The organism is Rhizobium oryzihabitans (assembly GCF_010669145.1).
Taxonomy (GTDB): Bacteria; Pseudomonadota; Alphaproteobacteria; order Rhizobiales; family Rhizobiaceae; genus Agrobacterium; species Agrobacterium oryzihabitans.
In genome coordinates this window covers 2,577,421-2,589,989 of record NZ_CP048632.1, presented here as the reverse complement: position 1 = coordinate 2,589,989, position 12,569 = coordinate 2,577,421, and the positions used below count along the sequence as shown (strand labels likewise).

General features: G+C 57.5%; 10 protein-coding genes. 7 read left to right on the top strand and 3 right to left on the bottom strand.

The window, feature by feature from the left end; translation table 11 throughout:
* The first annotated feature begins 122 nt into the window (after positions 1-122).
* Positions 123-2,282, top strand: coding sequence for a type I secretion system permease/ATPase (locus G3A56_RS13150; RefSeq protein WP_164056416.1), 2,160 nt, complete (start codon positions 123-125; stop codon positions 2,280-2,282).
* Positions 2,279-3,745, top strand: coding sequence for an HlyD family type I secretion periplasmic adaptor subunit (locus G3A56_RS13145; RefSeq protein WP_246230997.1), 1,467 nt, complete (start codon positions 2,279-2,281; stop codon positions 3,743-3,745). Before G3A56_RS13150 ends, G3A56_RS13145 begins: the two co-directional genes overlap by 4 nt.
* A 225-nt stretch (positions 3,746-3,970) precedes the next feature.
* Here G3A56_RS13145 and G3A56_RS13140 read toward each other — a convergent pair whose 3' ends face one another.
* Complete coding sequence (locus G3A56_RS13140) at positions 3,971-4,930, bottom strand: AraC family transcriptional regulator (protein WP_082182891.1); 960 nt, start codon at positions 4,928-4,930, stop codon at positions 3,971-3,973.
* A 135-nt stretch (positions 4,931-5,065) separates the two neighbouring features.
* Between G3A56_RS13140 and G3A56_RS13135 the strand changes: the two genes are divergently transcribed.
* The 5 genes from G3A56_RS13135 to G3A56_RS13115 all read left to right on the top strand — a co-directional run bounded on the left by G3A56_RS13135 (position 5,066) and on the right by G3A56_RS13115 (position 10,166).
* Positions 5,066-6,316 carry an ABC transporter substrate-binding protein gene (locus tag G3A56_RS13135; protein WP_082182892.1) on the top strand — a complete coding sequence of 417 codons (1,251 nt, stop codon included), beginning with the start codon at positions 5,066-5,068 and terminating at the stop codon, positions 6,314-6,316.
* Positions 6,317-6,384: 68 nt separating this feature from the next.
* Positions 6,385-7,248 carry a carbohydrate ABC transporter permease gene (locus G3A56_RS13130; protein ID WP_082182893.1) on the top strand — a complete coding sequence of 288 codons (864 nt, stop codon included), beginning with the start codon at positions 6,385-6,387 and terminating at the stop codon, positions 7,246-7,248.
* Complete coding sequence (locus G3A56_RS13125) at positions 7,245-8,063, top strand: carbohydrate ABC transporter permease (protein ID WP_082182894.1); 819 nt, start codon at positions 7,245-7,247, stop codon at positions 8,061-8,063. The genes G3A56_RS13130 and G3A56_RS13125 overlap by 4 nt, the downstream gene beginning before the upstream one ends.
* 7 nt (positions 8,064-8,070) lie before the next feature.
* Entirely contained in the window at positions 8,071-9,117 is a 1,047-nt protein-coding gene (locus G3A56_RS13120) for an NAD(P)-dependent alcohol dehydrogenase (RefSeq protein WP_082182895.1), read from the top strand.
* A complete protein-coding gene (locus G3A56_RS13115; RefSeq protein ID WP_082182896.1) occupies positions 9,117-10,166 on the top strand; it encodes an ABC transporter ATP-binding protein in 1,050 nt (349 codons plus the stop codon). Before G3A56_RS13120 ends, G3A56_RS13115 begins: the two co-directional genes overlap by 1 nt.
* A gap of 105 nt (positions 10,167-10,271) precedes the next feature.
* Here G3A56_RS13115 and G3A56_RS13110 read toward each other — a convergent pair whose 3' ends face one another.
* Together G3A56_RS13110 and G3A56_RS13105 are read right to left on the bottom strand one after the other, a co-directional pair.
* Positions 10,272-11,432 (bottom strand): iron-containing alcohol dehydrogenase, encoded by a 1,161-nt coding sequence (locus G3A56_RS13110; RefSeq protein ID WP_082182897.1) that lies wholly within the window; start codon positions 11,430-11,432, stop codon positions 10,272-10,274.
* A gap of 375 nt (positions 11,433-11,807) precedes the next feature.
* Positions 11,808-12,569: an SDR family NAD(P)-dependent oxidoreductase gene (locus G3A56_RS13105; RefSeq protein ID WP_082182898.1), complete on the bottom strand. Its 762-nt coding sequence runs from the start codon at positions 12,567-12,569 to the stop codon at positions 11,808-11,810.

Genomic DNA, 12,569 nt, shown 5'->3' with positions numbered 1-12,569 from the left:
GAAATGCCCCACCTCTTTGTTTTTCTCGCATTCGCACGCAAACCGCGACACCATTTTTGCTGGAACTGCTCCCGCTGCGAATTGCGCAGACTGAGCAAATCCGCCCATAATTTGATTGATCAATGGATATAGGCATACCGAACTCATCTTCCCCGGCAACCAATCCCGATTCCGGATTGGCGTCGCTGGCAGCGGTTGCGGCGTTTTTCAGAATTTCCTGCGACCCCGCCGATTTATCGCGAGAGCTGGCTCTGGCAACGTCCGCGACCCGCGACGATATTTTAAGGGCTGCCAAGCGCGTGGGCCTGAAGGCGAAGTCCGTCAACGAGAACCGTTTTTCTGCCGGCAAGGTTCTCCCGACACCCTGTATCGCCGCGCTCTCTGACGGCAGCTTCGCCGTCTTTGCAGGTAAGACGGATGAGAACAGCTATCGGCTGGTCGATCCGGTGAGCTTTACCAGTCGATCCATAGACCTTGATGAATTGCTGTCCCTGACGAAGGGAAACTTCATCCTTCTGCAACGAGGTTTCTCGGACACATCCGCATTCCAGCGCCGCTTCGGGTTTGTCTGGTTCCTGCCGTCGCTCTGGCGTTACCGAAGTGCGCTGGTCCACGTCTTTATTGCGTCGCTGTTCCTGCAATTCTTCGCGCTTATCACCCCTCTATTTTTTCAGGTTGTGGTCGACAAGGTGTTGGCACATCGAAGTTATTCGACATTGACGGTACTGATCGTCGGGCTTGCCGCGATCGGTCTTTTTGATGTCGTTCTGCAATATTTGCGCACCTACGCGCTCACTCATACGACCAACCGGATCGATGTCGAACTCGGGCGCAGACTTGTGCGACATTTGCTGAGTTTGCCACTGAACTATTTTGAAACCAGAGCCGCCGGCCAAACCGTCGCCCGTGTTCGCGAGCTTGAGACGATCCGCGACTTTCTGACGGGGCAGGCGCTTTTTTCGGTTCTTGACCTTGTTTTTACGGTCGTTTTCATCGCGGTCTTGTTTGCCTATTCCAGCCTGCTGGCCTGGATTGTGGTCGCCTCCATCCCGTTCTTCGTCTTCATTGGATTTATCATCCGCCCTTCCCTAAAACAGCGCATCGATGAGAAATTCGACCGCGGCGCGCTCAGCCAGCAATTGCTCGTTGAATCCGTTATCGGCATGCAGACCCTGAAGGCTGCCGCTATCGAACCGGTTGTCGCGGCACAATGGGAAGAGCGTCTCGCGGCCTACGTACAATCGTCCTTTGCCGCAACGATGTTGGCCACCAAGGGCCAGACGGCCATCCAATATGTCAACAAGATAACCTCCGCGGCTCTTCTTCTGTTCGGTGCGCAGGCCGTCATCGACAACGAGCTGACGGTGGGCGGACTCGTGGCGTTCAACATGATCGCCGGTCAGGTATTTCAGCCGGTTCTGCGCCTCTCGCAGCTTTGGCAGGATTTTCAGCAGGTGCAGGTTTCCGTTGAGCGCCTTTCGGATGTTTTGAATGCGGCAGCGGAACCGAAACCGGCGATGCCGGTCAGCCTTCCTGTTCCCAAAGGCGCTATCAGTTTCAAGGCGGTGAACTTCCGTTACGCGAGCGATGGCCCAGATATCCTAAAAAACATATCGCTTTCGTTTCGGTCCGGAGAAGTCATCGGCATCGTCGGACCATCCGGCTCCGGAAAATCGACGCTTACGAAACTTCTCCAGCGCTTCTATCTGCCTTCGAGTGGGCAGATTATGGTCGACGGACAGGATATCGCCCACGTCAACCCTGCGTGGTTGCGTTCCAACATCGGTGTCGTGCTGCAGGAAAACATGCTTTTCAATCGCACGATCCATGAAAACATCAGCATCGCCAATCCTGCCATGTCACGTGCAGCCGTCATAAATCTGGCCCGCCTGTCGGGTGCGGATGAATTTGTCGCCAAACTGCCGAAGGGTTATGATACCGTCATCGAAGAACGGGGGGCAAACCTCTCGGGTGGCCAGCGGCAAAGACTGGCGATTGCCCGGGCGCTATCCGTCAATCCACCCATCCTCATTTTGGACGAGGCCACCAGTGCTCTCGATTATGAGAGCGAACGATTGGTACTCGCCAATATGCGCCATATTGTTCAGGGTCGAACAGTCCTGATTATTGCGCATCGGCTCGCGACTATTCGGATGTGTGACCGCATCATCGGCATGGCAGATGGCAGGATCGTCGAAGAAGGCAGCCACGATGATTTGCTTGCCCGCGAGGGTGGATTGTACCGGCACCTTTGGGAACTGCAGATAGGATCGAGCCGATGACGGAAGCTCGGCTGCGGCCCCGGAAATCTGTCAATAACAAAGTCAGTGCCAACTATAGCGATTTTCTCCCAGCCGCTCTGGAAATCGTCGAAAAACCCGCCTCGCCACTTCGATACATCCTCATCTGGTTCATATGCATTCTCTTTGCCACGGCATTTGTCTGGAGTTATCTCGGAAGGATCGACATCGTCGCAACCACGCAAGGAAAGGTGCAGCCATCCGGTCGGGTAAAAATCGTGCAATCGACCATCTCCGGGCGCGTTGTTTCCGCCATGTTCGCGAACGGCATGGAGGTCAAGGCCGGGGATTTGCTCGTGAAACTCGATGATGTGGAAGTGAAAGCCGAGGAAGCCCGTTTGGTCGCCACATTTCAAGCATTGATGGCCGAACAGGCTCGGCGGAAAGCGGAACTCGCCGCCCTCGAAACGCATAATTCAAACCGCACATCGGAGATTGCCACCGATATCGTGTTGCAATTCTCAGAGGATACGCCCCACGAAGTTCGCCATCGTGAAAAAGCAATTTTGACGGCGAATCTCCGGCAATTGAGAGAAACATTGGGCAATCTCATCGCGCAGATGCGATTGCAATCGGCGACGATAGAGCGTCTGCAAGATATGATGCGGACGCAGAAAAGCCTGATAGCCACTTTGGGTGAGCGGGTCGCGATGCGATCCGGACTGGCTGAGCGATCGGCGGGAAGAAAATCCGACGTGCTGGATGCAACACAGGCTTTGCAGGAAGAAGAAGCGAACCTGTCCGCGAACAAGGGACAATTGTTGGAGGCGCAAGCAGGCCTCGTTGTTGCGGAAACCGAGAAGAAGAAGGCGATCTCGGCATTTATCGCCGAGAATGTTCAGAAGATTGGCGATCTCGCTCGGCAGGCCGACGAAACACGGCAGGAACTGGTGAAGGCGCAGAAGCAACGCGACGCAACCGCGATCCATGCGCCTTCAGATGGTATCATCCAAGCATCAGCAATCACCACGACCGGTCAGGTAATTTCGGCAGAGACGGAGATCATGCGCATCATACCTGGGAATTTACCCTTGGAGATCGAGGTGTTTCTCGCAAACCAGGACGTGGGGTTCGTGCGGCAGGATCAACCTGCAGTCATCAAGATTGAGACGTTCCCTTTCACCCGCTATGGAATCCTGACCGGGCGGGTGAAATCGGTTGCAAAAGACGCTATACCAAATCCCGATGCCCAAGCCATGGAAGAACAGGCCGCTCCGCAATTCAGGAGCATTGTACCGAGTGGGAATGTTCAAAGGTTGCAAAATCTCGTTTACCCCGCAACGATTACTCTCGATGTCATTGAAATAAACGTCGACGGCGTAAATCGCCAGCTTGCTCCCGGTATGGCTGTATCCGTCGAAATAAAAACCGGAACCCGAAGGATTATCGATTATTTCTGGTCACCGGTTGCGCAAATCGCATCGGAAGCGTTGCAAGAAAGATGATGAAGGCGTTATCCGAGTATTTCTCAAAAGGGCGTTTATTGTAATTCGGGACAACGCTGGGTGTTTCGCGCAGATAGTCCAGAAAGGGCTTTTGACGAATCTGCATCGCTTTTGCCAAAAAATAAGCGAGCCCTGTTTGCGTTCTCGGCAAATGAGAAACCCACTGCACTCCGAAAGCAAAACCAAGCACAGGCTGTCGGTTTCCGACATTCGTGAGCCGTCACGTCAAGCCAGAAGCGTTGGTGCGGGTGACTCGGGTGCTGATGTTCCTCTAATGACGGACTTCGCTCTGATGCGCGCAGCCTTTCGGTAGGCCCGAGGAGCAAGCCCCGTCTCCATGCGGAAGTAGCGATTGAAATTAGACAGGTTGTTGAAGCCAGCCTCGAAACAGATATCAGTGATTGATGTCTCCGTCTCTGCAAGCAGGGTTCTTGCCCGCCAGACGCGAACCGACCGGCTGTAGTCGGAAAAGTTCATGCCGGTCAGACGCCGAAAGGCGCGGGAGAAGGCGGAGGGCTCGAAGCCAACAAGCCCAGCCACTTCCTGCATCTGCGCGCCGGGATTAGATTGCAGGATCTGGATCGCCTGGTCGATCCGGCGGTGCCTGCGGTCCGACACCTGATTATAGACCGACATGAAGTGTTCGCTGGCGAGCAACCGCTTTTCGGAGGCTGCTTCGATAGCCTCCAGTATCTCCAGAAACAGCCCAAGTCCGCTCGGGTGTCCCAACGCATGAAGCTCAAGGATTCTGGCGCCGATCGCAAGGGCTTCCGGGCCCAGAACTTCAATCCCTCGCTGTGCCAGAGGCTTCAGCCGGTGGAGTACGTCAAACTCTGGGCAAACCGCGCGGACACCGATCAGGCCATCGGCATCAAATTGCAGAACCACGTCGCGGCCGGGCAGAGCCGGTGCACCGGGCGTGATCCAGTTGTGCGGCAGATTCGTGCCGGTGAGCATCAGGTGCCCCGGCCGAAACGAGCCGATATAGTCGCCGACGTAAGCAAAGCCACTGGCATCCGGGATGAAATGGATCTCCCATTCGGGATGGTAGTTCCAGATGCAGATCGGATTTGGATAATCGTCCCGCCGGATCAGATAGGAAGCGCCTCGGGGCAGCACGATCTGCTCGCGCGTGGCGGTGAAGGTCTCGGAGACCGACTGCGGAAAATCTGATGCAATAGGCATTTATAGACTCATATTGCGGCGACCAAATATCAAGATAGTACCAGTTCTGCGACGAAAGCAAACTAGTACGCGCTGATGGCTTGCGCAAAAGTGTGCTCATTGATGGCAAGGGAGTTGCCATTCAGGGAGGAAAACATGACACTCAATTCTCTCCGCGCTGGTTGCGCGGTCATCGCCATGCTTGCCGCATCAAACGCTTTTGCCGCCGCACATTGCACCAGCGACGTCCGTGTCCTGGCGCAGCCGCGCGACGGACTGTCTCTTCTCGAAGAATATGTCGACGAGTTCGAGGAGCTCTCGGGCGCCGGCTTCGAGATTAGCTATCTCAACGAAAACGATCGTCGCGCCAAGTCCCAGGCCGACGCCTCGACTGTCGGAAGCTTTAACGTCTATTACGTCGATGAAGCCAACCTTGCGCTTTTTGCCTCGTCTGGCTGGATCGTTCCGCTTGAGGGCTTCTACCCGGCCGAATACGACTACAACGACTTCGATGCCGGTATGCGCGCAGCTGCGACCTATGAAGGCAAACAGTGGTTTGCGCCAGTTCAGGGCGGCGGCGATCTGATGGTCTATCGCACCGATCTCCTGGAGAAGGCCAATATCGCACCGCCAAAGACCTGGGACGAATATTTTGCCGCGGTGCAGAAGCTGCATGATCCGGCCAACGGTATCTATGGCACCGCCCTGCGCGGCCAGCGCGGCTCAGGCGCCAATGTCTGGCGCTGGATGCCGTTCTTCAAAGCGAATGGTGGCGAATGGTTCAAGGACGGCAAGCCGGCATTCAACTCGGATGCCGCGGTAAAGGCGACTGAGACCTATCTCGAGCTCTTCAAGTATTCGGCACCGGGCACGCAGACCGGCTCGTGGGACGAATCCACCGGTGCCTTCCGCTCCGGCAAGGTGGCGATCATCATCGAATCCGCACCGCTTGGCGGCATGTCCGTCGACAAGGCGCAGAGCCAAGTCGCCGACAAGGTCGCCTTTTCCGTTCCACCGTCGCCGCTGCCGGGTGGCGGTTACGCTCATGGCTTTGCAATAGCGTCCAAGGCCAACAAAACGGATGAGGAAAAGGCCTGTGCTGGTCTCTTTGTTGCCTGGGCGACGTCCAAGGAGCAGGAGGCCCGTCGCCTTGCCGCCGGTCAACCGGGCGAGTTAACGCGCACCAGCACCTATCAGAGCCCCGAATACGCCAAAACCTTCGGCCAGAACCTCGCCGACGCCATGGCGGCAACCGGTGAAAAGACCACCGTCACCTTCTGGCAGGATTCCCGCTGGCAGGAACTGGGCAACCAATGGGGCATCATGCTGGAAGAGCTGATCACCGGTAGCCGCACCGATATCAAGGCGACGCTGACCGAACTCGAAGCCTTCGCAGCCAAACTCTGACGCCTCTCAAGCCGTATAGCGGGCGCGTGTGACAACGCGCCCCATTTTCCCTTAGTCGAGGATCTCCCATGCGCCGCGGCCGCTCGCTGCCCTACGTCTTTCTTGGGCCTACTCTAGGCATCCTGATCATTCTGGCGCTTGTGCCGACGATCTACGCTGTCAACATCTCTCTGCAGAACCGGACTCTTTCGGCGCCCGAGGCGGACTATGTCTGGTTTGCCAATTATCTGGCGCTGTTTTCGGACGCCCGTTTCCTGAACGCGCTCTGGGTGTCTTTCAAGTGGGAGATCATCAGCGTCACCGCGACCATGGCGACCGGGCTCGCACTCGGGATCGCCATGTTCGAGGCAGCAAGCCCTCGCATGCGCAATGTTCTCTGCGTGCTCTTCATCATTCCCGTCCTTTTACCACGTGTCTGCGCCGCATTTGTCTGGAAGTTCGCCTTTCATCCGCTCTACGGCGCTTTGACCTGGCCGGTCAGGGAGCTCACCGGCATCACACCCGACATTTTGTCGACGCCGCTTGGCGCCCTCCTTGCGGTTGCCTTCGTCGATGTCTGGCAATGGGGCTTGTTCTTTGCGGTGATCATCTTGAAGCTTCTTGAATCTCTGCCGCCTCAGCCGCTGGAAGCCGCACGCATCGATCGGGCGACTCGCTTCGAAATCCATCGTTTCGTGACGCTGCCGATGCTGAAGGCACCCTTGGTCAGCCTGCTGCTTGTGAAGGCTATCGAGAGCCTACGCTCCTTCGACCTGGTTTACGTCATGACGCGCGGCGGTCCCGGCATTTCCACCGAAACGCTTGACATGTACGCCTATTCCCAAGGCTTCATCGAAGCCGGCAAGATCTCCTATGCCTCTTCCATGGCCGTCATCATGATGGTCCTGACAATCGTCACCTTTACCTTCACCTGGAAGAGGCTGAATCGATGAAGCTCTCCACCATTCTGCTGAAGTTTATGTTGATTCTTGCCGCCGCACTCGTCGTGCTGCCGCTCCTATGGACCCTGCTCAACGCCTTCAAGACCAATGCAGACCTTCTGGTATCGACGCCGAAGCTTATCTTTCAGCCCGTTTTCGAGAATATGAGTTATGTGCTGAACCGTCGGTCGGTAGCGCGCGCACTTACCAATTCGTTGATCATCTGCTCGAGTGCGGTTGTGCTCGGTGCTGTCCTCGGTATACCGGCCGCCTATGTGATTGCCCGGTTCAGGAACCGGATCACGGCGGAGGCGCAGTTCTTCGTCCTGTCGCTTCGCTTCCTGCCACCCGTCGCAATTGCCATTCCCATGCTGGTCATCTGGCTCGGCCTCGATCTCTACGACACTCGTCTGTCATTGATCGTAACCTATCTCATCGTGACCGCCTCGATCACAATCTGGCTCTCCGTTCCGGCTTTCGAGCGAGTCAGCCTGCATGTTGAAGAGGCTGCCCGGGTCGATGGGCTTGGCCCTTATGCGACCTTCTTCCGCATCGCCCTGCCGATCGCCCGTTTCCAGGTCTTCGGCGCCATCGCTTTTTCGTTCGTGCTTGTCTGGAACGAGTTCCTGCTCGCCATGATGCTCACGACTTCGAAGGCAAAGACCCTGCCGATCATCGCGTCCGAGATGTCGCAGCTCGGCATGAACGTGCCTTGGGGCATTCTGAACGCTGCCGTTGTCCTGTTGTCGTTGCCACCGCTGATCCTGCTCGGAGTGCTAGCCGGTGGCCTCAATGCTGCATTTTCCAAGAAAACTGATCAAGGTTGAATAACCCATGAAAGCACTTGTCCTCGAACGTGTTGGTGAGCTTTCCCTGCGCGACATCGAAATACCTCAGGAGTTGGGGCCGGATGACGTTCGCATCCGTATCCACACTGTCGGCGTCTGCGGCAGCGACATGCACTATTACACCCATGGTCGCATCGGTGACTTCGTCGTTAACGAGCCCATGGTTCTCGGCCACGAGGCAGCCGGAACCGTCACCGAGACCGGCGCCAACGTTACCCATCTGAAGCCCGGCGACCGCGTCTGCATGGAACCAGGCATCCCCGATCCGAAATCGCGCGCTTCGCGGCTCGGCCTCTACAACGTTGACCCTGCCGTCACCTTCTGGGCAACCCCGCCGGTGCACGGCGTCTTGTGCCCTGAAGCAGTTCATCCGGCAGGTTTCACATACAAGCTACCTGACAATGTCTCCTTTGCCGAAGGCGCGATGGTTGAACCATTTGCCGTGGGCATGCAGGCGGCTGCCCGGGCGAAGATCACGCCCGGCGATACGGCGGTTGTTACCGGCTGCGGAACCATCGGCATCATGGTGGCACTGGCTGCCCTTGCCGGCGGCTGCTCCCGAGTGCTGATCTCGGACGTTTCCGAAACGAAGCTTAAACTTGCCGAAAGCTATGGCGGCATCACAGGCGTCGACCTCAAGCAGGTCGATCTCATTGATGCTGTCAACAAAGCGACAGAAGGCTGGGGAGCCGATATCGTCTTTGAATGTTCCGGCGCATCGGCCGCGGTCCGCGATCTCTTCAAAGTCGTGCGCCCGGGCGGAACGGTCGTTATCGTCGGCCTGCCGCCAGAACCCGTCGCAGTAGACCTTGCGGCGGCCTGCTTCCGCGAATGCCGTATTGAAACGGTTTTCCGCTACGCAAATGTGTTCGACCGTGCACTAGCGCTGATCGCCGCAGGCAAGGTCGACCTCAAGCCATTGGTTTCCGGTACCTATTCCTTTGATCAATCGATAGGCGCCTTTGAAAGGGCGGCAGAAGGCCGGCCGGGGGACGTGAAGCTGCAGATCATCGTGGACGGGGAGACGAATTGATGGCCACTGTTGAGTGCCGGGGTATCCGGAAAGTCTATGGCTCGCTTGAGGTCATGCGGGATTTTGACCTGAAGATCGACAACCACGAATTCGTCGTCTTTCTCGGACCGTCAGGCTGCGGAAAATCCACCATGCTGCGCATGATTGCCGGTCTTGAAGAGATTTCGGGCGGGGACCTGCTCATTGGTAGCGAGCGGATGAACGACCGCGATCCTGGTGACCGGGGCATCGCCATGGTGTTCCAGAACTATGCGCTCTACCCGCACATGAGTGTGCGCGAGAACATTACCTTCGGCCTAGAGAGGGCAGGCATAGGCAAAGCCGCGATTGACCAGCGCCTGGCACCTGTGGTCGACGCGCTTGGCCTTGGCGTCTATCTCGCACGCAAGCCAACGGAGCTGTCGGGCGGCCAGCAGCAGCGTGTGGCCATCGCCCGCGCCATGATCAAGACGCCGGAGGTATTCCTCTTCGACGAACCGCTCTCCAACCTCGATGCCAAGCTGCGCGGCAGCCTCCGGGTCGAGATCGCACGGCTCCATCGTGACCTGAAGACGACAAGCATTTATGTCACCCATGACCAGCTCGAAGCCATGACGCTTGCCGACCGCATTGTCTTGATGAAGGATGGCCGTATTGAGCAAATGGGCACGCCCGAAGAAATCTACCAGGTGCCTCGAACAGTGTTCGCCGCAGGGTTCATCGGCACGCCGAACATGAATTTTCTGCGACTGCAGATGACGCAGGGGTGGCTCGGCGACAATCTTGTCAGATTTGCAGCTCCCGCAGATATTCGCTCCGGCGAGGTCACCGTTGGAATTCGACCCGGTTCATTTCGCGTAAACCACGATGCTCAGGCCTTTCGTGGCACCGTCGAGCGGAACGAGTTCCATGGTGAAACACGCCTTATCTGCCTGAAAAACGAGCGTCACGAGATCAATATCTCCGTTCCTGCGGAGATCAGACCCGCGATCGGCGAAGTGCTTGGTGTCGAAGTGGCTCCATCGGACATTCACATATTTGATCCCGGCACTGGCCTGAGGTTAAATTAGGCCCAGCCAGGCGGGACATGATGGCGTCGCGCCAACAGGCGGGACGTCGACATTCCATGTCGCGGACGAATTTCTCACCGAACTCGAGAACGGAGGTTGCGTACGTCAGAATGCTTCCCGATAAAGCGCCAACGCATCGTCTTCGCAAACCTCGACAGGGTTGTTGACAAGCAGGCGCGTCTGCATCATCGCGTCCGCAGCAAGCATGGCAAGACTGCTGTCCGTGACGCCGACGTCCCGCAGACGACGTGGCGCACCGCTCGCCACCATGAGCTTGTCCATGTGCTCGACGAAGGCATTCGAGCGGCTCGTTGCATCCCCGTTTCCCGGGACCCTGAGGACATCGGCCAGCTCGGCGTAAAGCGGTGCTGCCGCAGCAGCATTGAACCGGAGCACAGGGCCGAGCATCAATGCGTTCGAAAGCCCGTGCGGGACGTGATAATGACTCCCCAGAGGATAGGCTAGCGCATGAACGGCTGCCACTGGCGAATTGGCAAAGGCCTGCCCCGCCAGGGTCGCTCCCAGCAGCATGGCCTCCCGGGCAGGCCTGTTATTTCCCTCGTTGCAGGCGGTCACCAGATTGTCTCCGAGAAGCCGAAGTGCTTCGCGTGCGAGCGAGTCCGAAAGTGGGTTTTTCTTATGCTTGCTTGTATAGGCCTCGATGGCATGGACCATCGCATCGATGCCGGTGGCCGCAGTATGAGTCCGGGGCAGGCCGACCGTCAGCTCCGCGTCGAGCAAAACGAAGTCGGCATACAACTGAGGCGACACCACCCCCATTTTCGTGGTTTGGCCAGTGGTAATAATCGAAATGTTAGTAACTTCCGAGCCGGTTCCGGCTGTCGTCGGCACCAGAACAAGTGGCAGACGCATGCCCCTCACATTTCCGATGCCATACATATCGGCAAGAGCCTGATCCGAAACCAGAAGGATGGCGACCAGCTTGGCGATATCGAGGGATGAGCCGCCGCCGAGGCCAATGACGATATCGGTACCGGACTCCTTTGCTGAGGCGACGCATTCTGTAACGATCTGTTCCGGCGGATCGGCAACCACCCTGTCAAAGATCGTGACCGAAAACCCACTGCGGGAAAGCGCCTCGGCGACAGGGGCAACGAGCCCGGCTTTCATAAGTCCGCTATCCGTAATCAGCTGCGCTCTTCGCTCGGGGAACCGGACGGAGAGAAGTTCTCCGAGCCTTCTCGCGCCGCCCCAGGCAACCTGGATGGAGGGAACAGTTCGAAATTCGAAGGGGTTGATAATCATCTGATCCTCCCGGTCCCGCATTAGCGACCGGCCAATCGGGAGATGTCTATGCCGCGACATATATCGATACCGCGTTGGCATCCTCGTGGCCAATACCTTTTACCGGAGCTCGCCGACGCGACGCCTTGGTTAGGAGTGTACCTCCTGCAATAGTATCGAGACTGACGGCGGCAGGCCGGGCACGGAAACGAATTCCAGACGACCGCATTCTCGAAGTGCCCCGACGCGATGTTGGCCGACGTCGCCCCATCCGACAATTGCCCATCCGACAATTGAATGTCTACAAATGCGAATTGTGGCGACGTCTTTTCGATCAGCAGGAAAGCTTGCTTGCCGCCCGCAGCGATCCCCATAATCTCATGTCCGGCTGGCCACCTAATAGCCACCGGTAAGAAAGATTGTCTCACCAGTCATGAAGCTACATGCCTGAGACGCGAGGAACACTGCTGCTCCCACCATTTCTTCCGGCCGCCCCGCACGCCCCATCCAGTTAAGTGTCCTTACATATTCTTCCCAGCCCTCCGGGTCCTCGATGCGGCGGTGCGCGTTGCGGTCCGTGTCGACAAGGCCGGGAGCAAGTGTGTTGAGCAAAACGTTGTCACGAGCATAGTCTCGCGCCTGGCTTTGAATCAGATTATGCTGCGCAGCCTTGGTTGCCGCGTAAGCGGTAACGACGCTTTTTGGCCTCAGCTGATTGACTGAGCCAATGGAAACAACCCTCCCCCATTTGCGTGCCGCCATTTTTGGCAGTGCCGATTGCAGCATATCGATGGTCGAGCCCAGATTGACCGCCAATTGAAACGCCAGGTCGTTTGGCGTCAACGCAGAAAGCGTGGCATTGATCTGAGCGCTTGCGTTGATGACGAGAATATCGACCGGTGCGATCGCCTCTGCGCGCTCGATGAGAGCCCGGCCAGCGCCGGCTTCGGAGAGATCGCCAGCGAGCTCGTCAGCTGTAGCGCCGCTCGCGACGATCCGCTGCTGCACGGCCGCTGTCGCACCCGGCTTCGCGCCATGCAGGATGACATGCGCACCAGCACCCGCCAACCCCTCGGCAATCGCCGCACCGATGCCGCGGCTGGAGCCAGTGACCAGAGCCGTACGACCCTTCAAACCAAAGACGCTTTCGAGAAGCAT